Origin of the sequence: Natronosalvus amylolyticus (assembly GCF_024298845.1) — an archaeon.
Classification (GTDB): domain Archaea; phylum Halobacteriota; class Halobacteria; order Halobacteriales; family Natrialbaceae; genus Natronosalvus; species Natronosalvus amylolyticus.
The window spans coordinates 3,488,605-3,512,155 of record NZ_CP101156.1 but is presented as its reverse complement, the minus strand read 5'-3'; the positions used below and the strand labels follow the sequence as shown (position 1 = coordinate 3,512,155).

Below are 23,551 nucleotides of genomic sequence, written 5' to 3'. Positions count from 1 at the left end.
CCATTATGGGGCTGACGACCCCACTCACGAACGACAGAGGTAACCGAATATATGGCACGTCTTGAACTTAAAAACTTGCACGCTGAAGTGGCCGAGGGCGACGAACAAATTCTCCGCGGTGTCGACCTCGAGATAAACTCCGGAGAGATCCACGCACTGATGGGGCCAAACGGCTCCGGGAAGTCGACCTGCTCGAAGGTCATCGCCGGGCATCCGGCCTACGAAGTCACCGAAGGCGAAGTCTTGCTCCACCTCGAGGAAGGTGAGTTCGGTGACGAAATCGACATCCCCGAGGACAAACGCACCTGGAATCTGCTCGAGCTCGAGCCGAACGAACGCGCCGCCCTGGGCGTCTTCCTCGGCTTCCAGTACCCGGCCGAAATCGAAGGCGTCACCATGACGAACTTCCTCCGAACGGCACTCAACGCAAAGATCGAAGAGCGCGAAGAGCTGTTTGAGGACGAAGACGAGGATACGGCCGAAGCCGAAGACGAGGAAGACGAAACCGTCCCCTCCCCGATGGAAGGAGCGGCCGACGACGGCGAGATCGGCGTCTCCGAGTTCCAGGATATCCTGCGCGAGAAGATGGCACAACTGGACATGGACGAGAAGTTCGCCCACCGCTATCTCAATGCCGGCTTCTCCGGCGGGGAGAAAAAGCAAAACGAAGTGCTCCAGGCTGCGATTCTCGAGCCCTCGATCGCCGTCCTCGATGAGATCGACTCGGGACTCGACATCGACCGACTGCAAGACGTCTCCAACGGGATCAACTCCCTGCGCGACGATCAGGGCACCGGCATCCTCCAGATCACTCACTACCAGCGCATCCTCGATTACGTCGAACCCGACCGCGTCCACATCATGCTCGACGGAAAGATCGTCAAAAGCGACGACGCAAGCCTCGCTCAGCAACTCGAGGACAAGGGGTACGACTGGGTTCGCGAAGAGGTATACGAGGCGGCGTAACCGTATTCAGCTAGCCAAACCGTCATAACGCTACAGCCGTAAACACAACCAGATACAACCTATGAGTTCAGAACAAGACCACCTCAAAGAGACCGACACCGAAGCCCGCTTCGATTTCAAACAGAAGGAGCGCTCGGCTGTCCGGTCAGAGAAAGGACTGACTGAAGAGGTCATCCGGATGATCTCCGAAGACAAAGACGAACCGGAGTGGATGCTCGAGCGACGCCTCCGTGCGCTCAAGCAGTACCACGCGATGCCGATGCCCACCGACTGGCCCGGACAGCCGGACCTGTCGGAGCTCGACGTCGAGGAAATCGTCCCCTACATTCGCCCTGACGTCGACAAACGTGAAGGCGTCGACGACTGGGACGAACTGCCCGACGACATCAAGGATACCTTCGAAAAACTCGGTATTCCGGAAGCCGAGCGAAAGGCGCTCTCCGGGGTCGGCGCCCAGTACGAGTCCGAGATCGTCTACCAGAACATGCAAGAACAGTGGGAGGAAAAAGGCGTCGTCTTCATGAACATGGACCAGGCGGTCAAAGAGCACCCCGAGATCGTCAAGGAACACTTCATGACGACGTGTGTCCCACCGAGTGACAACAAGTTCGCCGCACTCCACGGCGCCGTCTGGTCGGGCGGTTCGTTCGTGTACGTCCCCGAGGACGTCACCGTCGAGATGCCAGTACAGGCGTACTTCCGGATGAACAGCGAGGGGATGGGCCAGTTCGAACACACGCTCATCGTCGCCGAACCGGGGTCGGAAGTCCACTACATCGAGGGCTGTTCCGCACCGAAATACGGCAAACACAACCTCCACAGCGGTGGCGTCGAAGTCTTCGTCAAAGAAGGCGCACACGTCCAGTACTCGACCGTCCAGAACTGGTCGAAGAACACCTTCAACCTCAACACGAAACGCGCACTGGTCGACGCGGACGGAACCATGGAGTGGATTTCGGGCTCGATGGGCTCGAAAGCCACCATGCTCTACCCGTGTTCGATTCTTAAAGGACGAGGCGCAACCGACACCCACATCACTATCGCTTTCGCTGGCGAGGGACAGGACATCGACACCGGCGCGAAAGTCTACCACAACGCGCCGAACACGAAGTCGACCATCGAGTCCAAATCGATCTCCAAAGACGGTGGCCGTACCAATTACCGCGGCCTCGTCCACATCGCCGACGGCGCCGAGGGCTCCTCGACGGCTGTCGAATGTGACGCGCTGATGTTCGACAACGAATCGACCTCCGACACCATGCCGTACATGGAAATCGAGGAGTCGAAAGTCGACGTCGCCCACGAGGCGACCGTCGGGAAAATCGGGGACGAGGACATCTTCTACCTCCAGAGCCGTGGCCTCGACGACGACGACGCCAAGAAGATGATCGTCGCCGGCTTCATCGAGCCGATCACCGAAGAACTGCCGATCGAATACGCGGTCGAACTCAACCGCCTCATCGAACTCGAGATGGAGGGAAGCCTCGGATAATATGAGCACGACACAGGTACACGCCAATCTAACGGACGCACAGGTACGCGAAATCTCGGGGAACCTCGAGGAACCCGAGTGGATGCTCGAGACGCGTCTCGATGCACTCGAGGCACTCGAGACGCTCGATATGCCGGACGTGATCCGCACGCCGGGTCGAGACTGGACGAACCTCCACGGCCTCGATTTCGAAGCGTTTGTCGACCCGCTCAACGCGGCAGAGGACAAAGATCAGGTCGGTCCCGAGGACGTTGACGTGCTTTCGTGGGGCGACGCACTCGCCGAACACGAAGAACTCGTTCGCGAGCACTTCGGCTCCATCATCGATCCGCAGGAGAACTACCTGACGGCGCTTTCGACGGCCCTGTTTACCACCGGAACGGTCATCTACGTTCCCGAAGGTGTCGACGCCGAAGACGTCACCATCCGGACCGAACAGCACTCCCGCTCGCTGTTCAACTACACGCTCGTGATCACCGAGGAATCCTCGTCGGTCACGATTCTCGAGCGCCAATCGACTGGGACGGCACTCGAGGACGAACAGTACTACAGCGGCATCGTCGAAATCGCCGCCGGCGAGAACAGCTACGTCCAGTACGGTAGCCTCCAGAATCTCGACGAAGATTCCTACTGTTTCACCGCCAAACGAGGCGAGACAGATACCTACGCTACGATCAACTGGATCGAAGGCAACATCGGGACGAAGCTAACCAAAACCGAAACCTCGACCCTGCTCGCTGGCGACTCATCGGAGACCCAGATCGTCGGCGCGTTCTTCGGCCACAACGACCAGCACTTCGACCTCGACGTCAAGGTCTGGCACCGCGCCGAACACACGACGGCGGACCTCGTTACCCGAGGCGTCACCGACGACACCGCTCGCTCGGTGTACGAAGGAGTCCAGAACGTCGGCCGTGACGCCTGGGACACGAGTTCCTACCAGCGCGAAAACACCCTGATGCTGAGTGACGAGAGCGAAGCCGACGCCTCCCCCAAGCTCATCATCAACAACCACGACACGGAGGCCAGCCACTCCGCGACCGTCGGCCAGATCGACGAGGAGGACCTGTTGTATATGACTTCTCGTGGGGTCTCGCCACGACTGGCCCGCAACATGCTCGTCGAAGGCTTCTTCGTGCCAGTCCTCGAGGAAGTCGCTGTCGACGAACTGCGCGAGGACCTCGAGACGCTGATCCGAGAGCGACTCGAGAACTGAACGGAGGTCAGTTTCGTTTTCTCACGTTGGGCCGTCGTTTTTCCACCGTCACCAGGACCGGTTCGTTCGATCTCGAGTGGCGTCAGCGAGAGGCGTGAAACGCTCCCAGTGACGATGCCCTGAGTAGTTCGTCACGCCTGACCGTGTGGGCCGAACCGATGATAGTTGTCGGCTTCGACCCACACGTGGACGCTTGACGGCGTACTGAGTACCTTCCCAAACGTCGACCGGTGAGTGAAATCGAACCGCACTGCGTGATTTCACGCACAAATACAGGTTCGAGAAGCCACTGAGTGACAGCGTATCACCTCGAGAAAAAACACGTCCAGACCGGCTCGATCTCGATCAAGAAACAGTTTCACCTGGGGAAAACCGGCGAAACCGATGGCACTAAACCCCTCTTGTGAGTAGAAATAGCTGAATGGTCCGGGACCCGACCGCCACAGAATCGCTGCCGACGGCCAAGGACATCTGTGCCGCTCTCGACGACCCAGACTGTCGGGAAATTATCCGGAATCTCGAGGAACCTATGACGGCTTCTGAACTCAAAACGAGCTGTGACATCCCCCAATCGACGCTGTATCGCAAGCTGGATCTGTTGACCGAGTCGACGCTACTCGAGGAGTCGACCGAGATACGCCGTGACGGCCACCACGCGAGCAAGTATGCGATTGCCTTCGAAGAGATTTCGTTACAGCTAGACGAGGAAAACGAGCTGACCGTGGCGATCGATCGACCGCCACAGACGACTGACGAACGACTGGCGAGTCTCTGGTCGGAGGTGCGAGAGGAAGTATGAGCCCACACACTGCTGCAGCGACGGAAGTGACGATTGCACTGGCTATCGTCAAAACGCTGATCCTCGTCGTCGGCGGCTCGATTACCTACTTCGCGTTGAAGGCCTATCGACGCACGCGACGACGCGAACTGGGGCTGTTGACGCTCGGATTCGGTCTCGTGACGCTCGGATTCGTCCTCGCGGGCGTGTTGTACGAAATTCTCGAGGTCACGCTCGAGACGGGGATTTTGATCGAAAGTCTACTCGTCCTCGTCGGCTTCGGCGTAATCGCGTACTCGCTGTACGTGGATTGAACCGACGCGTACGGTACTCGTGGCCACGGCCTCGTTTCTGTTACAACTGAGAGGGGAGACTCGTAGGCAGCACAGTCGAGACCCCCAGATGCGTCTTCCCGGCTGGGGTTTAAGCGCCAGCCAGTCGAAAACCGGCGAGGCGGATGGCGCAGCCCTCGAGCGACTGCGTATGCGTTCAGATACCTTTCCCCATCAGGTGACTGCGAAGGACGTCTGCGTCCTTGTTCCCCGTTCCGGTATTGAGAATAACGACGGTCGCGTCCTCGTCGAACTCTCCACTATCACCGAGTTCCCAGGCCCCGCTGGCTGCTGCAGCACAGGTCGGTGCCATCTCGAGGCCCTCACCCTTGGCGACGGCGATTGCCGCCTCGAGGATTTCCTCGTCGTCGGTCGCCACCGCCCCACCGTCGCTCTCGCGGAGGGCCTCGAGGATCCACGGGCTCGCGCCAGGGTCGGGAATTTCGATGCCGCCACAGATCGTGTCGGGGTATTCGACTGGGTCGTGCCGGTTCTTTCCGGCCTCGAAGGCCTCGACGATTGGCTGACACCCCGTGGCCTGTGCGGCGTAGAAGGCCGGAATCTCGTCGATCAGGCCCAGCTGCTCGAACTCGCGGGCGGCCTTGTACATGCCGACGATGCCGACCCCGCCGCCGGTCGGATAGACGATGGCGTCCGGAACCTCCCAGTCGAGTTGCTCGATAATCTCGTAGAGCATCGTCTTCTTGCCCTCGTGGCGGTAGGGCGTAACGAAGGTTTTCACCGAGTACCAGTCGTCGTGTTCGGCCATCGCGTCGTCGTAGGCCGCGCCGGCGTCGCCGATTCGCCCACCGACGACGGTCATGTCGCCGCCGTGGACGTTGACCATCGCCTTGTTCGTGAAGCCGGCTCGAGCGGGCAAGAAGACGTGTGAATCGATATCGGCGCGTCCGGCGTAGGCTGCGGCCGCCTGACCGGCGTTCCCGGCCGAAGCGAGGGCGACGTCACTCGCGCCGTGCTGGCTCGCCGCGGTTACCGCGACGGTCTGGCCGCGGTCTTTGAACGTCCCCGTCGGGTTTCGCCCTTCGTCTTTGAACACGACGCGGTCGACGCCGAGCTGGTCGGCGAGTTTCGAGCAGTCGACCAGCGGCGTGGCCCCTTCGTCCATCGTCACCGCCGACTCGCGCGTGAACGGCAACAGTTCCTCGTAGCGCCACATCGAGTCGAACGGTCGCGACTCGAGGTCCGCCCGCTCGAGGTCGATGGCGTCGTAGTCGTAGGTCGGGTCCAGAATGCCACCACAGGCGTCACACCGATGGGTTCCTGTCTCGGCGTCGAACGTCTCGCCACAGTCGATACACTCGAGGCCGGCGAACGCGTCGGTCGTCTCCATACTCGAGGTGTGGGAGGCCGGCACCAAATCGCTGTTCATCACGCCCGCGAAAGACTGTCGCTCCAGACGAACCGCCAGGAGTCACTCGGCTACCTCTGCACACACGCCTGTCACTATGGAGCGGTATTCAACCTTTAATACACAATGTGTAGTATTCACTATCTAAATACTACCAAAATCAGTGTCTCGCACGTGTTGGGAATCGACGAATCGGTTGCCGAGGGGTCGAACCATTTGTAGCAGGAGACCGAACGGCCGGTATGACACAGACACCGACCGTTGCGGTCGTCGGAGGGGGGCTGGCCGGCCTCGTGACGGCCCGCCACCTCGCCGCCGGTGGCCTCGAGGTCACGCTGTACGAACGGGCCGCGGAAGTCGGCGGCCGCGTCAGGACTACCGTCGAGGACGGATTCCGGTTCGACCGTGGGTTCCAGGTCCTGTTTACGGCCTATCCCGCCGTTCGTGCCGAACTCGACCTCGAGGCTCTGGATCTCAAACCCTTCTCGCCGGGTGCGGTGATCGCTCGAGACGGCCATCGCTCGACGCTTGCGGACCCGCTTCGAGAGCCGCGGGCGCTCCCGGCCACACTGCTCAATCGAGACGTCACCATTGGCGACAAACTCGCAGTACTCAAACTGCGCCGGAACCTGGCCGCCCGCGATCTGGAATCGATTTTCCCGTTCTCGAGCGCGGACGGCGGCAGGTCGGTGGCTGAAGCCACCTCGAGTGAATCCGGCGCTCGAGAGGGCGAGACCGACACCAGCATCGAGAGCTACCTCCGAGAATCGGGCTTCTCCGACCGGTTCATCGACCGCTTTGCCGCCCCGTTCTACGGTGGGATTACGCTCGACCGGAGTCTGTCGACCTCGAGTCGGGTCTTCGAGTACACGTTCCGAACACTCTCGGAGGGATCGATTGCAGTCCCCGCAAACGGAATGGGAGCGATTCCCGCGCAGTTGGCGGCCAATGCGCGACGGGCCGGCGCTCAGATCGAACTCGAGACGACCGTTACCGCCGTCACGGGAACCGACGATGGACGCGTCGAACTGACCCTCGAGCGTGGCGACGAGACGACGACAGACACCCAGTCGTTCGACGCTGCTGTCGTTGCCACCGACCCGCCGACGGCGAGCGAACTGGCCGGACTCGAGTCGATTCCGACCGACGGGCCCGGCTGTGTCACCCAGTACTACCGACTGCCGGCGGGGACGACGCTCGATACCGGAAAGCGCCTGCTGTTGAACGCAGCCGACGACGACGGGCCGAATCACGTCACGCCACACACTGACGTCACACCTTCGTACGCACCCGAAGATGCCTCACTGGTGAGCGCGACGTATCTCGGTGACCTCGAGACCGACGCGGCCCAACTCCGCGAGCGTACCCGAGCGGCACTCCAGTCGTGGTACCCCGAGCGGCGCTTCGACGACCTCGAGATGCTTCACACCGCACGTATTCCCTTCGCCCAGTTTGCCCAGCCACCGGGCGTCCACGAGACGCTTCCCGGCCCGCGTGACCCAGGTGATTCGGTCTACCTCGCGGGCGATTACACCCGGTGGTCGTCGATTCAGGGTGCACTCGAGAGCGGTCGGCAGGCGGCGAAGGCGGTGCTCGAAGACGTCTCACGGTGAGCCAGTTCAAAGCAGCGAGCGACACTGCCCGAGTGGCGGAAACCATCGCACCGCCGCGAGTCTCGAGTCGTATACGCCCGGATACCACCGGTCTGGGTTCGAGACCAGCGGACACTGAAAGTCCGACCCGCGGAGTCGGTTGACCGTCATCCCCGCGGCACTTTTCGTAAACGCCGGGAGCATCAGGACATCTGCACCGTCCACACAACCAGGGCCGAACAGCAGACAGGGTCGTTTTCGGCCACCAATCGAGAGGGCCGGATGGTCGTGGCCGACGATATACAGAGCCGGTCGTTCGCTCGAGAACTCGGGTGCCTGCTGTTCGTCCCTGAGACCGAGCCTTTCATCCACCTTGTCCTCGAGTTCGGGACGTTCGTGGCCGTGACAGACCACTGTCCCGGGTCCTGGCCGATACAGCTTGGGGCGAGGTCCATCGTACACCGACTCGAGCATCCCATCGTGGTTGCCCGGGGTAATCACCAGGTCGGCGTCCGCGTCAGCGACCAGTCGTTCGAGACGGGTGACGCTCCAGTCGACCCCACGGGGGAGCGTCGAGAAGGCGTGTAAGCAGTCGCCAGCGACGACCACGGTTTCGGGTTCGGTGAGGGAGACGAGCGATTCGAGGCGAGCGAGCGTGTCCCCGTCGTCGTCGACCGGTGCATCGACGTTCGAGGCCGCTCCGCGCCCGAGGTGGAGGTCAGAAACGACGAGCGTGTCGCTCCGTTGGAGGTAGAGTGCTCGCTCGAGGAGCGTTATCGAGTGGCTCTCGAGGTTTGGTGGCCGGTAGTCGGTGGTTTCGATCGGGTGGTCGTCCTCAGTCATCACCGGGGTTGACCGCTTCCTCGCTTACGGGTGTGCCATCGAGGTCGGCCAGCGCGTCGTACAGGTCGTACTCGTTGCCGGTGATGACGAACAGCGCTTCCTCGAGCGGGCCCAGAATTTCGGGGAGGATTTTGATGACCAGATAGGTGATACCGACGAGGGCGACGATCGAGAGCGACTGGGCGATGAAGTTGTGGGCAACCAGGAAGGAAGTGCGATTCTCAGGGGCACCCATGAACGTCGTCGTGATGTAGATCAGCGAGTCGTACTGGAACCAGCCGTAGGGCGAGGCAATGGCGATGAACACGTTACGCAGGAAGTTCAGGAACCAGATGACGCCGACGGCCAACGCGAAGGCGGTCACCTTGCGTTTGAGCGGGGCTTTCACCGAGGCGATCAGACCGCCGAAAATAGCCATGCTCCCGATGCCGGTACAGGCGAGCACGATGTAGGTCGTTCGACCGGTGACGGTCTCATCGGGATCGAAATCGAAGCGACTCTGGTAGCCGTTTGCTCCCTCGTTGATACCGGGGCTGTACCCGAGCAGTTCCATCCCGAAGTGTGCCTGTGCGGCCGTCGTTTCGATCAGCCACTGGCGGACGAACGGAATCGTCTCCACTGGGAGATATATCATGCCCATAATTGCGACAGCCTTGGTGAGAGTGAGCAAGGAAAGTCGTCCGTTGTACAGCAGATAACCAGTATACGCGCACAATGGCAACGCAACTAGGCTCAGTACGGTCTGAATCGGACTCTGGGCGTCAGTATAGTAGTACGGCACCATGGTCAACCAGAACAACCCGAACAGAACCCACGAACCCGAGCCAACGTGTCGAGCGAGGTCACTGCGCTGTTGCCAACTGAAAACCAGCGCAGCCACGAATCCCGCTATCGAAACCCACGCGAGGACGTCGGCGACCGAGACGGAAGCGAGAAATCCCGGGACGACACTCGAGGTACCGACGGAAGCGCCGGCGTCGAGTGCCAGTGACCGAGGCGAAGACATAGTCAGACGAATTGATGTACTCGGTCGGTATCAACCTGACGCTGTGTGTCGGTCGTACACGACCGCCCATCTACCGGGACCGCGTGACTTTTTACGACGTCGGGTAAACTGTCACCTATGGTCGACGTCCTCGACAACAAACGCGAGGCAACGCGCTTTCGCATCCTCACCGAAATTGCCCATCGACAACCGGCAGTGAGCCAGGGCGAAATCGCTGACGAAGTCGGCGTCACGAGTCAGGCCGTCAGCGAGTACATTCGCGAACTCGTCGAGGACGGCTACGTCGAAAAACAGGGCCGATCACGGTATCGAGTCACCAACGAGGGCGTCGACTGGCTGTTTCAGGCTGCCGACGACGTCAGTCGCTTTGCCAACCACGTCACCGAAGACGTCCTCGGTGCGATGGGCGAAGACGCCGCCATCGCCACCGCCCCACTCGAGGCCGGAGATCCGGTGTCGGTTACCCTCGAAGACGGCCTGTTACACGCAACGCCCGGCACGGCGGGCCCCGCAACGGGCGTCGCGATGACCGGCGCCCAGGCCGACGAGGACGTCGGCGTGACGAACTTTCAGGGCGTCATCGACCTCGAGCCGGGCGCCGTCACGGTCTGGCAGGTCCCCGCCGTTCGCGCCGGCGGGAGCGATGCCGTCTCGAGTTCCGACCTCGCCGCTGGCTGTCGCGACGCCGACCTCGTCCTCGCGACGGGCGTCGAAGCGGTCGTCGCCCTCCGGCAAACCGACATCGAGCCCGCAACCACCTTCGCCGTCGGCAACGTCGCTGCTGCGGCAGCCGAACGTGGACTCGACGTGGCCGTCGTCGCCACGACTGACGCCGTCGGCCGCGTAACTGATGTGTTGCGTGATGGTGACGTCACCTACGAAGTGCTCGAGAGTTGAACAGGACGACTCGAGAACGAATTGGCCCGTCTTCCGTCGAGCGTAATCTGTCACTCGGCGTGTTCTTTCACCGTCGCGTACGCCTCCTGGACCTCCCGAAACGAGTCACGGTCGCCGCCATGGTCGGGGTGTACCTGCTTGACTCGTTCACGATAGGCCGTCTTGATCTCGGTTGCATCTGCTGTTTTCGGAACCTCGAGGGCACGGTAGGCCCGTGTGAGCCGCGTCTGTACGTCGACTGGTCCAGTGTGTACCTGTTCGGGTACTTCGAACGGCAACCGATGACCGAGATGGACACCCGGCATCTCGTGTTCGGCGAGGATAACGTAGGTGTCAGTGGTCTGTTGCAGGTGAAAGAAATCCTGTGCGTCGAAAGTCACCGCGACGTCTCTTGTCGGCAAGTAAAATGCAACCGTCGTCCCCTCGAGCGAGTAGCCTTCGATATATCGTTCGCCGATTTCCTGTAAGTACGACCGAATTTCACCCTGGCGACGGCCTTCACTCGAGTAGCCACCCCGCTCCTGTGTCGGGGTCGACTGTGTCGGGAACCATCGCTCGCCGACAGTGAAGATTGCAGCGGCGAGACACGAGAAGAGCCCGCCAAGGGCAAGCCCCGCAAGAACCGCTGGCGGAATCGCCTCGAGAACGCTCGCTAACACGTCTACGGATAGGGCGTGAGCGATAAAGAAAGGCTCGCTCTCCAGTGGTGGTATCGACAGAGAAAAGTGGCTCGAGTCGATCCCGACACGATTGCGTACAACCGTGAGTTCACAGGGACCGTTGTCGTCAGGTCACGAACGCTCGCTATAGGGTTGACGTCCGGAAATGAATTTGTACAACAGCCACTATCAGGCCAGAAGCTCACTAGTATCCTCCCAAACATCGACTAATGAGTGAAACCGGACAACAGCAATCGATTTCACTCATCGGTTCAGGTTTGGGAAGCCACTAGCCGATGTAACGGAGGTCGTCGTCGCTTGGCACTTCCATCGACTGTTGCTGGTTCTCCATCTCCTGAATCTTGCCCATGACGTCTTTCATCTCCTCGGCTCGCTCGTCGAGTGACTCGTACTCGAGGTCGATCTCGAGTCGTTCCTCGATGATTTCGAGCACCGCCCGTGCGCTCATCGGGTCGACCAGATAGCCGCTGGTTTCGCCCATGAGACAGGTGGCGTCGATACCACGACGTTCGCCCAGCCCAAGCAACAGGCCGGAGACGCCAACGATACCGCCTGCGGGTTCGTCGTCCCGGAACTCCACGCCGATCTCCTCGAGGTCCTCGAGCATGGATTCGTTGTTCACGGCCCCGAGAACGGCGTACTCGTCGATGAGTTCGCCCGTCGGGACGCCGCCGAGGGCGTACAGTTCGCTCACGCCGAAGGACTCGGCAACGTCGAGAAACGCGTCCGTCAGCACGTAGTGTCCTTCGTTCGTCTGGGCCTGGTGATCGCCAGTCAACACGAGCATGTCACGGCCGGTTTCAGGAGTGACCGCGTGAACGGAGGCACAGGTCAGACTAGTTACGCCACCGTCGACGGACACCTGTGGCGGGAACTCCTGTGAATAGATCCGACGAACGAGTGTCGTATCAGCCTCGAGTTCCTCGAGAATATGATCGGCAGCCAGTTTGCCGACGTGGCCGACGCCAGGCAATCCTTCGATCAAAACCGGCTCATTGAGGTCGACCTCGGCGACTGCGTCGATGTCGAGTGCGTCCATACCTTATCAGCGAACGCGACGGTAAAGAGCGCGTCGGTACTCGCCGTAGGCATCGTTCGGGTCGAACGGCGCGGGCGCGCTGTTGACACTCTCGGCGCCACACTCGGGACAGGTAGGAGAAAGGGTGTATACGGGCCGCTCGTGGTTCGATTCCCACTCGCTACAGACGTGAATATCTGATTTCATAACAAATGGAGGTGCCGTTACTCGTCGTCGGAACGACGCTCGCGGTGGTACTCACCTTCGCCGCCTTCGGCTTCGATCGCCGAAATCGCTCGCTCAGCGCTTGCCTCGAGCGCGGCTTCCGCAGTTTTGTAATTCGGTGCCTGAACCGTGATTCGGTACTCGGGGGAGCCGACGTAGCTCACCGAAAGGTCGATTTCGTCCGGGAGTTCGCCGTTCCCCTCGGCCGCCTCGAGCGCGGCTTTGATCCCGTCGACGCCGGACGGAGAGGCGTTCTCGAGGTCGACGTAGCCGGTAACGTTGACGTAGGGGACCGAAACGTTTTCTCGAGCCGTTTCGACCAGGGCCGCACGTTCGTCTTCGCTCAGGTCGGTCTTCTCGAGGGCTTCTTCGCCGTGAATCGCGGCCTGTTTGAAGCCGTCGTACAGGCTGCCGTGTGCGCCAAGCAGTTCGTTGGCGATGGAGATGTACAGTTCGTCGTCGATGTCTTCACCGAAGGCGATCTCCATCCAGTTGTCGGCCTTTTGCTCGTTTTTCCACTCCTGGATCTTGTCCGAGCGCTGGTGGTCGTTGACGTCTTTCAGCGAGAGATCGATCTGTTCGTGTGACTCGTCGACGTCGATCACTTTGCAGACGGCGATCTGGCCTTCACGAACGTGATCGCGAACGTTCTTGATCCAGCCACTCGCGACTTCGGAGATGTGAATCAGGCCACGTTTGTCCTGATACTCCTCGAGATCGACGAAGACACCGAAGTCTTCGATTTCTTCGATCTTGCCGACGACGAGTTCACCGGGCTCGGGCCAGCCGCTGTATTTCATCGTGCTTCCACAGTCTCGACGATTTCGTGTGCGATCTCGGCTTTTCCGCCGGTCGGAACGGCGAGCGTCGTGCCACAGACGGCACAGGCGACCTCGGAGGCGGCCTTGCCGAAGACGATCTGTTCGTTCTCACAATCACTGCATCGGACGCGGTAGTAGCTTCCTGCCATATCAATCACTCCTGGAACTCGAGTCGGCCAGCACGCCATCCCTCACGGAGGTGGGCTTTGCCGCACTCGCTGCAACGGTATTTGAGGTCGGTCTTTTTCGTCGGTTTGTCACCACTTGGCACCTTCGAGAACTTCCCGGAGTTGCCGATGGTCGACAGCTGGCGGGCGCGCTGGCGGTCGGCGACCTGCTTCATACCGGTCTGTCGGCCGGTTCGGACCTTCTCGACCTCGTGCTGGTGATGGGCTTTGCAGTGCGGGCAGTACGTATTGAATCGGCGTGGCATCTGCATGATTAACTCACTTGCAGTGGGGTATGGCATCCCTGTTTAAAACCCGTTTGGTTCCGACCGCGACAGTGGACAGGCATTGTGTGTGGCGATCACACACAGTAATGCGACACTCGCGTGAACAATAGCGTTCCACGACGCAGACACGCGTTGAGACGCGAAAATCGGTGACCAGGAACTCGAGACACTACCCTACCGGAGGTGTCTCGAGACATAGCCGTTCACGTCCCCCGGAGCGATAGCACCTTCGAAGGGCGCACGACAGACCCAAGTGAACCCGTGGATGGCTTCGAAGCGCTTAATTCCCCATCGTTCGAACCAGCGGACATGAAACGGCTCATCATCCACGGGGACCCCGGTATCCGGAAAGGCGCGGTCATCGAACTCGACGGGGAGGAACTGGTCTGTTTTGGTATCAGTCGTAACGGGGAGTGGCACGGTCCTGACCGCGTCCAGCTCTGGTGTACGGTCGGTGAAGAAGACGAGTTCGAAGACTTCCAGCTGCGAAACTTTACGCCACACTGGCTCGAGGTCGAACGCGTCGACGCTAGCGAGGTCTCCGTCCTGCAGGCCAAAGGCGACCTGGTGGCCTGAACTGACCGCAATACCGACGCGCTCGGGCGTCCATACCAGTGGTTGGTGATATGTCCGGGGTTTATATGCGAATCCGCACCAAGTGTGTTTCGAACGCCAGTTTGTGCGTTCTGATCCGAATAAAGTGAATCGAATTGCCGACAACCGAGACGCGTCACTCGAGGACACACCTGTCGCCCGGTTCAGCGTTGTTCCTCGAAGCTTCTATTCCCCTCGAGTATCCATTCCTTATCCAGGCAGCCGCACAAAGACCGATCGTCTGCAGGGGAGCCATAACTAACCGACGGGCACCTCGAAAGTCGAACGATGTGGCCCTGGGAACACGTCGTCGTCGGCTATTTCAGTTACTCGGTGTTCACCCATCTCGTCTACCGAGACGCGCCCGGTGCGCTCGAGACAGTGGCGGTCGTCGGGGCCTCGTTGCTTCCCGATGTCATCGACAAACCGCTGGCCTGGGAGTTCGGCGTCTTCGATACGGGGTACGCCCTGGGGCATTCGGTTTTCTTTGCCATCCCGGTGTGCACTGCAATCGGTATGCTGACGCGTCTGTACGGACGACCGCGCCTGGGCCTCGCGTTCGGAGTCGGCTATCTTGCCCATCTTCCCGCTGATGTCATCCCGATGTATTTCCGAACCGGGACCCTTCCGTTCGAGCGGGTCCTCTGGCCAGTCCAGAGTGCACCGCCCGATTCCGTTTCGGGAGGATTTCGTGACCAGCTTATCGGTGCACTCGAGAGCTATCGTGCGGGCCTTCTCTCGGGCGAACTCGCCACGGTCGAATGGGCTGGGCTCGCCTTGGTCGCGATTACCGGTCTATTGTGGCTATACGATGGCGCGCCGGTCGCTCGAGAGCTGGTGACTGGTAGCAAAAACGGGCTCCTCGCGATGGCTGCTCGAGTGTGGAACTAATGTCGGTACCCATGCGCGAACACACAATGTTACACGTTGGCATCGGCTGACAGTATGCCGGGCCGTATCCGAAGAACAGTGTACAGAAGGGAGGTATTAATGTTCTAACTGGTCTTCTAACTGGTTTTTCGCCTCCGTCCGACGTTTCTGAGAGAACTGCGGTTGTTCACACGAAAAATCCACTTCGATTTCGTCGAGCGTGCGTCGATAGATGTTCGTCCGCCTGCCTTCCGTCGAGAGCTGTCGCCCCTCACACTCGAGCAGCCCCGCGTCGACGAGTTCTTCGATGCGACGATAGCACGTCGCAATCGGAATTTCGATATCTTCGCTCAGCGCCTGTGCGGATTTCGGCGTTCCCGCCGCACAGAGGATTTCAGCACTGTATTTGCTTCCGAGCGCCGAAAGCAGTGCGTCCGGTTCACCTTCAGCTTGTTCAGTCCAACCACCACGTGACATGAATATCAGAGACATTCTAATTATCAGAATTGAATCTTGTGGTTGTTCTGATTCTCCATTATATATTTGCTGGCCGTGCTGAACGAACGTGGCAACGATACCGACGATAGTGCTCGACAATCGTATCAGAGTGCCAATAATAATGCGGGCGATGGCGAGAGAGCTTTGACAAGCCGGGGCCAAAGCTGTCGGTATGGACGTGGCGATCGTCACGATCGGGGACGAACTGCTGGCCGGGCGAACGACCAACACGAACGCGACCTGGCTGTGCAGCCAACTCACAGAGCGTGGCGTCGACGTCGAGCGGGTGACGACCCTCCCCGACCGGGTGGCAGACATTGCCCGCGTGGTCAACGAATATCACGCCGAGTACGACGCCGTCATCGTCACCGGCGGCCTCGGGCCGACGCACGACGACGTGACCATCGAAGCCATCGGGGCGGCGTTCGGTCGCCCGCTCGAGGAACACGATGCTGTGCTGGAGTGGCTCGAGACTGAAGGCGGGTACGCTCGCGAAGATCTCACCGATGGCACGGCAATGCTCCCGCGCGACGCTCGCCCGCTCCATAACGTGGCTGGCGTTGCGCCCGGGTGTGTTATCGGTTCGGTGTACGTCCTCCCGGGCGTCCCACACGAGATGAAGCCAATGTTCGAGGGTGTCGCAACGGAATTTAGCGGCCAAGAACGGTTTCGAGAGGTCGTTGTGGCCGACGAACCCGAAAGCGCCCTGCTCGACCGACTGGCGGAGTTACAGCAACGCTTCGACGTGGGCGTTGGAAGCTATCCTGGAGAGCACGTCCGCATCAGCGTCCAGAGTACGGATCGCGAGCTCGTCGAGGAAGCCGTCGGCTGGCTGCGTGACCACGTCAAGACGGTGGCTGTGACTGAAGATAGCTGAGGACCGGGTCGGGTGGGAAACGAGTTCGTCACACCAGTGTCGTCCCCTCGGCGTCCGTCCGCCCGGGCCGACGTTCGTGACTTGCAGTCAACGAGAACCGAGCGATCGCCACCTCAGATAATATACCGTCGGACAGAGGCTTTGATAGACTGTCGCCGGGAACGCCCTCCAGCGAAACTATCAACCGTTCTGTCCGACGGGATAGTAGCCATCGAAACGATCTGTTCACCTATCGCAGCGCCGTCTTTCGAGCCGGTGTGCACTGACGTTCGCTGGCCCCTATACCGATGACGCTCGAGGGAGTTTTGATTCGCCAAGCGATGATCGCGCTCGAACAAACACTACCGGTGAACCGCCCCGAGGCACTCGCCTTGCTTATCTGTAGACGTACAGCAGCCAGAGCCCGACGATGACCAGACCCGCAAGCAGTACGCCCCAGCCGGATACTTCGATCGGAACGGCCGACCCCTCGAGAAGGGTTCCTGTGAGTTCGTCCATGGTTCCACCTGAGAACGCGCCCCTCTTAATGGTTCAGAAAACGGGCGGGATTCACCACCGCGGCCCGACCGAAGCCACACGGCTTTTTTCTCCCCGGCCGAAGGGGCGCGTATGGAGACACTGGGGTTCGTCGTCAATCCGATCGCGGGCATGGGCGGTCGCGTCGGATTGAAAGGTACCGACGGGATGGTCGAAGAAGCACGACGACGTGGTGCAGAGCCACGCGCGCCGGAACGAGCACGAACTGCACTCGAGACGCTGGCCCGCAGAAAACCCGAACTGACCGTCTACACGGCCGCCGGGCAGATGGGCGAGGACGCCGCGCTCGCGGCCGGCTACGACCCTGTCGTGGTCTACGAACCGACCGTCGTGGAAGATCAAACCACAGACACCAGTGCAACAGACACGAGAGCCGCCGTCGAAGCCATGCTCGAGGAGGGTGTCGATCTTGTTCTCTTCGTTGGGGGGGACGGAACGGCCGTCGACGTTGCGGAAGTGCTCGAGGACGACGAGCACGAGACACCGATGCTCGGCGTGCCTGCAGGCGTCAAAATCTACTCCTCGGTGTTCGGTGTGACGCCTGCGGACGCCGGTAGGGTGGCAGCCGAGTTCGACCGCGTCGAAGCCCGTGAGGTGAACGACATCGACGAAGCCGCCTACCGCGAGGGAACCGTCCGGGCCGAACTCAAAGCCGTCGTCCCCGTTCCCGTTGCAAGTGCCGTCCAATCGAGTAAACAGCTCTCGAGCGGGAGTGTCGACGGGCTCGCCGCGGGTTTTGCGGATGAGGTCGACCCCGAAGCGACCTACGTCTTCGGCCCGGGGAGTACCGTCGGCGCGATCGAAAGCGAACTGGGGATCGACCCCTCACCACTTGGCGTCGACGTTTGGCGAGACGGCGAACTGCTGATCAGAGATGCCGCGGAAGCCGAAATTCTCGACGTCATCGAGGATCCCGTGGTAATCGTCGTCTCCCCCATCGGTGGACAAGGGTTCGTGTTCGGGCGCGGCAACCACCAGATATCCCCCGCCGTCATCGAGCGAGCCGAATCGATCGAAATCGTCGCCTCCGACGACAAACTCGATTCGATCGGCACCTTACACGTGGATACGGACGACCCCGAACTGGACGACTCGCTCCGCGGCTGGGTCCACGTCAGAACTGGCCGGTTCACTACCCGGATGCTCAAACTCGAGTGAGACGCTCGGAAGGGCAGGGAAAAGCTGCCTCGTACCCGATTTCTCGGCACCAAGAGCCGAATATAAGGTGTAATGATATTAAACCAAGATAAACTAGGGCACACACACTCGAACAAGTTGATACTACACATATAGTCAAGATTAAGGTTGGCCTGACCCTACTGAGGATATGGAGACGCGGAAAGTTCAACGGCTCGGCCCCTCGACGCTGGCGATGACGTTGCCAGCCGAGTGGGCAAGCGAACATGGTGTCGAAAAAGGCGACGAGGTCTCACTCCGCATGGGCGGAAAAGGGACGCTCACGGTGATGCCCGAATCGGCTAACACCGAGGAGATGGAGGCGATCATCCGAACGGATAACCTGGATGCCGACGCCGTCGAGCGTGCCATCGTCGCCCAGTACGTCCTCGGACGGCGTGTCATCCGCATCGAGTGTACTGACGGTGCGCTCGAGTCGGCTCACATCAACGCCGTCTATCGGGCGGAAACCCAGTTGATGGGGTTAGGGGTAATCGAAGAAACCCCCGAAAGCATCTCGATCCGGTGTTCGGTCGACCCCGAAGACTTCACGCTCGATAACCTCCTCGAGCGCCTCGAACGAACCGGGCGAACCATGCGCGGGGAAGCGATCAAGGCGCTTGCACACGGCAATCCCGACCTGGCCCAGCGGGCACTCAATCGGGAACGACAGGCTAACAAGATCTTCGTCCTGCTGTTGCGTCTCATCTTTACGGCCTACCAGAACCCCAATCTCGCCCGCGCAGTCGGCCTCGAGAGCGGGTTCCCGCTGATTGGCTACCGCTCGATTGCCAAGAACCTCGAACTCACTGCCGACAACGCCGAAGATATCGCCGACATCGTGATGGAAGCCGAGGGACACACGCTCAACGTCGACCAGTCGGTGATGCGTGACATTCGTGAGTTGACCGAGAAGGTCGACGAAATCACGACGCTGGCAGTCGAGTCGGCCGTCGAACGAAACTACGACAAGACGATCGAAGCTCGAGAGTTGTTCCACGATATTTCGAACCGGGAGCGCGAAATCCTCGCGGAGTTGCCCGAGATGTCGAACGAGGACCTGCTCCAGGTTCGCGAGGTGCTGGTCAGCCTCCAACAGACGGCCCAGTATGCGATGCGTAACGCCGAAATCGCAGCGAACCTGGCGCTCAACGAAGAGTCGGAGCACACGACGATTCGGTAACAGTCTTGGGCTTTCATCTCGCTCGGGGTGCGTGAAGCCGACCCTATTCAATCGGATATGTATTTGCACTCACGAGCAGTGGTCAGCGCCACTGGTCACGTATTTTTGTGAACTGTCTGGGTCAAGCCCCGAGAGTTCCCGCAGACCGACCATCGATACGCACCGACAACGATCCGCATGAGTGGCAACTATAGGTTCGCGTTCCAAACGATGAGCCATGGAACGCAAGGAGTTTCGCGATCTCGTCTCACCCGAGGCCGCAACGGAGGCGATCGAGTCGCTCTCCCTCGAGGGCGGTATCGACCGCGTCCCGCTTGCAGAGGCCCACGGACGCGTGCTGGTGACGCGGCTAGACGCCGAACTCGACGTCCCCGGATTCGACCGCTCGAGCATGGACGGCTACGCGCTACGGGCCGCCGATACGTTCGGGGCTGACGAAGCCGATCCGGCCCGCCTCGAGGTTGTCGGTGCGGTTCACGCCGGGGAAACACCGGCGGTCGAAGTGGGCGATGGCGAGGCGGTCGAGATTTCGACCGGGGCCGTCATGCCCGCCGGCGCGGACGCGATGGTTCCCGTCGAGCGAACCGATCTCGAGGCCGGGGACGTGCTGGTACGGACGGGTGTCGCGCCCGGTGACAACGTCATGTTCGCCGGTGCGGATGTTGCTGCTGGCGAGCGGGCACTGGGGCCGGGAACGCAGATCACGCCACGAGAAATCGGTTTGCTGTCGGCGCTGGGTCTCGAGGAGGTCCCCGTTCGGGCAAAACCACGCGTTGGGATCATTTCGACCGGTGACGAACTGGTCAGACCCGGTGGGGACCTCGACAGTGACCGCGGCGAGATTTACGACGTCAACAGTTACACTATCGCCGCCGCCGTCGAGGAGGCCGGCGGCGAAGCCGTACTGTTTCCGCACGCCGGCGACGATCAAGCCGAGATGGAGCGTGTCCTCAGAGATGCCGCCGCCGACTGTGATCTGGTCCTCTCGTCTGGCTCGACGAGTGCGAGCGCCGTCGATGTCATCTATCGCGTTATCGAAGAGCAGGGTGAGTTACTGGTTCACGGTGTTTCGATCAAACCCGGCAAACCCATGCTAATCGGCCGCCTCGAGGGATCTGCGTACGTGGGCCTTCCCGGCTATCCCGTCTCGGCGATGATGGTGTTCCGGACGTTCGTCGCACCCGTGCTTCGCGAGGCTGCAGGCCTCCCGGAACCAGCCTCGGCGACGATCACCGGCGAGTTGGCTATCCAGGAGCGCTCACCACAGGGCCGACACCGACTCGTCCCGGTTGGGCTAACGACCGACGGTGACGAAAACCTCCTCGTCTATCCCGTGGACAAGGGAAGCGGTGCAACGACAAGCTTATCGGACGCCGACGGCCTGGTCGAGATCGACGCCCAAACCGACTACCTCGAGGCCGGAAAGCAAGTCGAAGTCACCCTCTTTTCGCCCGAAACACGACCACCGACACTGTTCGCCGTGGGTGAGAACGATCCCACGATGAATCGCGCCCTCGACCGACTCGATCGGCCGCGATACCTCCCCATCGGCTCACGGCCGAGTCTTCGGCGACTCCGCAAAGGAGTCCCCGACGTCGCAGTGGTAGCGGGTCCGCTCGAGCGCGAGGTCGACCACGAATTACTCGGCGAGTGGACGCGCGAATGGGGACTGGTCGTCCCCGCTGGCAATCCAGAGGAGGTTGCGGGGCTCGCTGATCTCGTCGATCAGCCACTGAGGTTCGTCAATCGGACGACCGATTCGGGCCTCCGCTCGAGCCTCGGTCTCGAGGTTGCGGATCTGGCGGCCGCCCGTGACGTCGAGCGTCACGATATCGTCAGTGCCGTCGACGGCTTCGATATCGGCCTCCGTGCTCACGAAAGCCCGGCCCGACGAGTCGCCGTCGGCGACGCCGACGTCGGTCTCGGGCTTGCCGAAACCGCAAGCCAACTCAGCCTCGGATTCGTCCCACTCGGCGAACAGCCCGTTCGCGTTCTCGCTAACCCGGATCGAACCGGCAAACCCGGGGTCCGATCACTCGAGGGTGTGCTCACGGACGTTCTCGAGTGAGCGGCCCTGGGTACACCCGAGTAGCTTTCCAACCAGGGGTCGCCGCCTGGGAAGCGTTTGTTTTGACGTTCAGCAAGGAACCAATAGAAGATTCAAACATTCTGTCTATCTTGAAAGGCTCGTTTCTCGAAGTCACAGTTTTACGCATCAACGGTGTACAACCCACGATGTCGACGATTGCCGAGTTCCGCGTCCCAGCGGCCGAGACCGTCCTGTCGGCGACCTTCGAAGCGCTACCGACCGTGCGCTTCGAACTCGAGGCATCGGTATCGAAGACCCTCCCCTCCCTGTGGGTTTCAGGTGTCGAACGCGAAGCCATCGAAGACGCGTTCGCCAGCGATTCGAGCGTCGAAGCGTTCGAACTGGTCGCCCGCTCCGAAGAGCGACTGCTGTACGATATCGATTCGAGTGCCGCACAGTCGTTTTACGACAAACTGCTGTCATCGGGTGGCTCATTGCTCGAGGGACACGGCTGTGACGGCTGGTGGCAGTACAAGATGCGGTTTCGGAGCCGGGAGGCTCTGGTCGAGACCCACGAACGTCTCGAGAACAACGAGATTACGGTTGACCTGAGCCGCGTGACCGACATTTCCCGGATGAGGGCGGGGAACTCGAGGTTGACACCCGAACAGCACGAGGCGCTGACGGCTGCGTTCGAGCGCGGGTACTTCCAGATACCGCGACAGATTTCGATGGAAGAACTCGCCGCCGAACTCGGGATCTCCCATCAGGCGCTCTCCGAACGCCTCCGCCGAGCGTATGGCACGCTCGTCGATGCGGAGGTGCAGCCGGCGAACGAGCGAACGAACAGCTGATCAGGTGCCGATCTCGAGTTCGTCGAACGATTGTACACGGTAATCACCGAGTACGCACTGCCCTCGACGTTCGTGGCCGACGCGTTCGACGTGAATTGCATCAAGCCCCGCGTTCCAGGCAGCCCCGACGTCGTTTGCCCCGTCGCCAGCGAGGACACCTCGAGCGTCGGACTCGAGCAATCCGAGGTCTGCCATTGCCCGTTCGACGGGCGTCGGATCGGGCTTCCAGCCGGTTTCCTCGGTGCAACAGAGAGTCGTGTCGAACCAGTCGCGGATATCGAGTTCGTCCAGTACCGGACCGGCGAGGAACTGCTGACAATGGGTGACCAATCCGACCGGCGTCTCGAGGTCACCGACGAACGCGGCATCGTCGTGGAGGTAGGTGTGCTGGGCCCGAACGGCAGGATCTTCTTCGGCGTGGAAGGCGTTCCAGAAGGTGTCGGGTTCGATACCCCACTCGCGTAACTGAGCATTTCGCGAACCGGAGAGTCCACTCCAGAGGATATCCGCCTCGCGGTCACTAAACGAGTGATCGAGGCGGTCGCCGACCCGATCGAAGACCGACCGTGTGTACGACCACTCGACGTCGACGAGCGTCCCGTCGAGGTCGAGCAGCCAGAAATCGTACTCGGAGACCATCGGAGCGATCAGTAAGGCAGTCAAGAATAAATGTGTATCGACCGAGTGCATGGGCTGGTACCCTCTCACGCGCCGACCCATACGTGAAACCGAGCCCAGAAATCGCTTTCACGCATCCGTTCAGGTTTAGGGAGCCACTGCTCCTCCGCTACGCGTCGACATGTGAGCCGACCCCATCGGTTCGGTCCACACGTTCAGGCGTGAAGAACTATAGTAGCCAGTGAACCGATGTACACACCGACCGCGACGCACGCTTGCGAGAGGGTGGGCAATGACGTTCACTGGCTACTATACTATCTCCTGTTCAAGCACGGACTCGGCCTCGAGAGTAGACCCATCACCCAATGAGTAGTTCCCGCGTGTCGACTGCCTCACACGAGGGACACACGAACCGGTAGCGAACACGACGTCCCGACGTCTCGGCCGTCCAGTTGCCAGCTCGGTCTTTGGCCCCGCACGCACCGCACCGTTGATGCGTTCGCTCGAGTCTGTCCCGATAGCGCTCGAGTGGATACTTTGAGAGAGCCATGTGTTAACACATGACTCGAGAGTCTATAAATCCATCCGTATCTTCACTCGCACTCCGTCAAGCGTCGACATGCGTG

General features: G+C 60.7%; 27 protein-coding genes. 14 read left to right on the top strand and 13 right to left on the bottom strand.

All coding sequences use genetic code 11. The features are described 5' to 3' along the window. Positions 1 to 51 precede the first annotated feature (51 nt). From NLK60_RS16415 to NLK60_RS16395, 5 genes are all read left to right on the top strand, one after another. Entirely contained in the window at positions 52 to 966 is a 915-nt protein-coding gene (locus NLK60_RS16415; RefSeq protein WP_254808850.1) for an ABC transporter ATP-binding protein, read from the top strand. Between the two features lie 61 nt (positions 967 to 1,027). Continuing rightward, positions 1,028 to 2,458, top strand: a complete 1,431-nt coding sequence (gene sufB / locus NLK60_RS16410; RefSeq protein ID WP_254808849.1) for a Fe-S cluster assembly protein SufB — start codon at positions 1,028 to 1,030, stop codon at positions 2,456 to 2,458. Position 2,459: 1 nt separating this feature from the next. Further along, positions 2,460 to 3,674, top strand: coding sequence for a Fe-S cluster assembly protein SufD (gene sufD, locus NLK60_RS16405; protein ID WP_254808848.1), 1,215 nt, complete (start codon positions 2,460 to 2,462; stop codon positions 3,672 to 3,674). Positions 3,675 to 4,095: 421 nt separating this feature from the next. After that, on the top strand, positions 4,096 to 4,473 hold the full coding sequence (locus NLK60_RS16400; protein ID WP_254808847.1) for a winged helix-turn-helix domain-containing protein: 378 nt from the start codon (positions 4,096 to 4,098) through the stop codon (positions 4,471 to 4,473). After that, a complete protein-coding gene (locus tag NLK60_RS16395; protein ID WP_254808846.1) occupies positions 4,470 to 4,766 on the top strand; it encodes a DUF7521 family protein in 297 nt (98 codons plus the stop codon). The genes NLK60_RS16400 and NLK60_RS16395 overlap by 4 nt, the downstream gene beginning before the upstream one ends. Before the next feature lie 175 nt (positions 4,767 to 4,941). Here the strand turns inward: NLK60_RS16395 and NLK60_RS16390 are convergent, their stop codons facing one another. Beyond that, positions 4,942 to 6,135 carry a threonine synthase gene (locus tag NLK60_RS16390; protein WP_254808845.1) on the bottom strand — a complete coding sequence of 398 codons (1,194 nt, stop codon included), beginning with the start codon at positions 6,133 to 6,135 and terminating at the stop codon, positions 4,942 to 4,944. Between the two features lie 260 nt (positions 6,136 to 6,395). Between NLK60_RS16390 and NLK60_RS16385 the strand changes: the two genes are divergently transcribed. Then, a complete protein-coding gene (locus NLK60_RS16385) occupies positions 6,396 to 7,766 on the top strand; it encodes an NAD(P)/FAD-dependent oxidoreductase (RefSeq protein WP_254808844.1) in 1,371 nt (456 codons plus the stop codon). Between the two features lie 6 nt (positions 7,767 to 7,772). On the opposite strand, the gene NLK60_RS16380 is transcribed toward NLK60_RS16385, so the two are convergent. Further along, positions 7,773 to 8,588 carry a metallophosphoesterase gene (locus NLK60_RS16380; RefSeq protein ID WP_254808843.1) on the bottom strand — a complete coding sequence of 272 codons (816 nt, stop codon included), beginning with the start codon at positions 8,586 to 8,588 and terminating at the stop codon, positions 7,773 to 7,775. Continuing rightward, positions 8,581 to 9,594 carry an archaeosortase A gene (gene artA, locus NLK60_RS16375; RefSeq protein ID WP_254808842.1) on the bottom strand — a complete coding sequence of 338 codons (1,014 nt, stop codon included), beginning with the start codon at positions 9,592 to 9,594 and terminating at the stop codon, positions 8,581 to 8,583. The genes NLK60_RS16380 and artA overlap by 8 nt, the downstream gene beginning before the upstream one ends. A gap of 117 nt (positions 9,595 to 9,711) precedes the next feature. On the opposite strand from artA, the gene NLK60_RS16370 reads away from it, so the two are divergent. Beyond that, positions 9,712 to 10,491 (top strand): DUF7839 domain-containing protein, encoded by a 780-nt coding sequence (locus NLK60_RS16370; RefSeq protein ID WP_254808841.1) that lies wholly within the window; start codon positions 9,712 to 9,714, stop codon positions 10,489 to 10,491. A gap of 50 nt (positions 10,492 to 10,541) precedes the next feature. On the opposite strand, the gene NLK60_RS16365 is transcribed toward NLK60_RS16370, so the two are convergent. From NLK60_RS16365 to NLK60_RS16340, 6 genes are all read right to left on the bottom strand, one after another. Then, positions 10,542 to 11,150 carry a J domain-containing protein gene (locus NLK60_RS16365; RefSeq protein ID WP_254808840.1) on the bottom strand — a complete coding sequence of 203 codons (609 nt, stop codon included), beginning with the start codon at positions 11,148 to 11,150 and terminating at the stop codon, positions 10,542 to 10,544. A 289-nt stretch (positions 11,151 to 11,439) separates the two neighbouring features. After that, on the bottom strand, positions 11,440 to 12,210 hold the full coding sequence (locus NLK60_RS16360) for a proteasome assembly chaperone family protein (RefSeq protein WP_254808839.1): 771 nt from the start codon (positions 12,208 to 12,210) through the stop codon (positions 11,440 to 11,442). A 6-nt stretch (positions 12,211 to 12,216) separates the two neighbouring features. Beyond that, the gene (locus tag NLK60_RS16355; protein WP_254808838.1) at positions 12,217 to 12,396 is read right to left on the bottom strand and encodes an RNA-protein complex protein Nop10; all 180 of its coding nucleotides are present in this window, start codon (positions 12,394 to 12,396) and stop codon (positions 12,217 to 12,219) included. A 17-nt stretch (positions 12,397 to 12,413) separates the two neighbouring features. Next, entirely contained in the window at positions 12,414 to 13,214 is an 801-nt protein-coding gene (locus tag NLK60_RS16350) for a translation initiation factor IF-2 subunit alpha (RefSeq protein WP_254808837.1), read from the bottom strand. Beyond that, positions 13,211 to 13,384: a 30S ribosomal protein S27e gene (locus tag NLK60_RS16345; protein WP_254808836.1), complete on the bottom strand. Its 174-nt coding sequence runs from the start codon at positions 13,382 to 13,384 to the stop codon at positions 13,211 to 13,213. Before NLK60_RS16345 ends, NLK60_RS16350 begins: the two co-directional genes overlap by 4 nt. Positions 13,385 to 13,389: 5 nt before the next feature. After that, on the bottom strand, positions 13,390 to 13,674 hold the full coding sequence (locus NLK60_RS16340; RefSeq protein ID WP_254808835.1) for a 50S ribosomal protein L44e: 285 nt from the start codon (positions 13,672 to 13,674) through the stop codon (positions 13,390 to 13,392). A 324-nt stretch (positions 13,675 to 13,998) separates the two neighbouring features. Here NLK60_RS16340 and NLK60_RS16335 point away from each other — a divergent pair, with 324 nt between their 5' ends. Beyond that, positions 13,999 to 14,265 carry an HAH_0734 family protein gene (locus tag NLK60_RS16335; protein ID WP_254808834.1) on the top strand — a complete coding sequence of 89 codons (267 nt, stop codon included), beginning with the start codon at positions 13,999 to 14,001 and terminating at the stop codon, positions 14,263 to 14,265. A gap of 306 nt (positions 14,266 to 14,571) precedes the next feature. Next, positions 14,572 to 15,174 carry a metal-dependent hydrolase gene (locus tag NLK60_RS16330; protein WP_254808833.1) on the top strand — a complete coding sequence of 201 codons (603 nt, stop codon included), beginning with the start codon at positions 14,572 to 14,574 and terminating at the stop codon, positions 15,172 to 15,174. A gap of 96 nt (positions 15,175 to 15,270) precedes the next feature. On the opposite strand, the gene NLK60_RS16325 is transcribed toward NLK60_RS16330, so the two are convergent. Next, a complete protein-coding gene (locus tag NLK60_RS16325) occupies positions 15,271 to 15,630 on the bottom strand; it encodes a winged helix-turn-helix domain-containing protein (RefSeq protein ID WP_254808832.1) in 360 nt (119 codons plus the stop codon). Positions 15,631 to 15,823: 193 nt separating this feature from the next. On the opposite strand from NLK60_RS16325, the gene NLK60_RS16320 reads away from it, so the two are divergent. After that, positions 15,824 to 16,528: a competence/damage-inducible protein A gene (locus tag NLK60_RS16320; RefSeq protein WP_254808831.1), complete on the top strand. Its 705-nt coding sequence runs from the start codon at positions 15,824 to 15,826 to the stop codon at positions 16,526 to 16,528. Positions 16,529 to 16,903: 375 nt separating this feature from the next. Here NLK60_RS16320 and NLK60_RS19575 read toward each other — a convergent pair whose 3' ends face one another. Next, complete coding sequence (locus NLK60_RS19575; RefSeq protein ID WP_256530381.1) at positions 16,904 to 17,026, bottom strand: hypothetical protein; 123 nt, start codon at positions 17,024 to 17,026, stop codon at positions 16,904 to 16,906. 111 nt (positions 17,027 to 17,137) lie between these two features. On the opposite strand from NLK60_RS19575, the gene NLK60_RS16315 reads away from it, so the two are divergent. The 4 genes from NLK60_RS16315 (at position 17,138) to NLK60_RS16300 (ending at position 22,307) form a co-directional block, all read left to right on the top strand. Then, entirely contained in the window at positions 17,138 to 18,223 is a 1,086-nt protein-coding gene (locus tag NLK60_RS16315; protein WP_254808830.1) for an ATP-NAD kinase family protein, read from the top strand. A gap of 169 nt (positions 18,224 to 18,392) precedes the next feature. Further along, the gene (locus NLK60_RS16310) at positions 18,393 to 19,424 is read left to right on the top strand and encodes a phosphate signaling complex PhoU family protein (RefSeq protein WP_254808829.1); all 1,032 of its coding nucleotides are present in this window, start codon (positions 18,393 to 18,395) and stop codon (positions 19,422 to 19,424) included. 217 nt (positions 19,425 to 19,641) lie between these two features. Then, the gene (locus tag NLK60_RS16305; protein WP_254808828.1) at positions 19,642 to 21,492 is read left to right on the top strand and encodes a molybdopterin biosynthesis protein; all 1,851 of its coding nucleotides are present in this window, start codon (positions 19,642 to 19,644) and stop codon (positions 21,490 to 21,492) included. 167 nt (positions 21,493 to 21,659) lie between these two features. Then, positions 21,660 to 22,307: a helix-turn-helix domain-containing protein gene (locus NLK60_RS16300; protein ID WP_254808827.1), complete on the top strand. Its 648-nt coding sequence runs from the start codon at positions 21,660 to 21,662 to the stop codon at positions 22,305 to 22,307. Here NLK60_RS16300 and NLK60_RS16295 read toward each other — a convergent pair whose 3' ends face one another. Further along, entirely contained in the window at positions 22,308 to 22,946 is a 639-nt protein-coding gene (locus NLK60_RS16295) for an HAD family hydrolase (RefSeq protein ID WP_254808826.1), read from the bottom strand. It abuts the gene before it with no gap. A gap of 337 nt (positions 22,947 to 23,283) precedes the next feature. Then, a complete protein-coding gene (locus tag NLK60_RS16290) occupies positions 23,284 to 23,475 on the bottom strand; it encodes an HVO_0649 family zinc finger protein (protein ID WP_254808825.1) in 192 nt (63 codons plus the stop codon). Between the last annotated feature and the right edge of the window lie 76 nt (positions 23,476 to 23,551).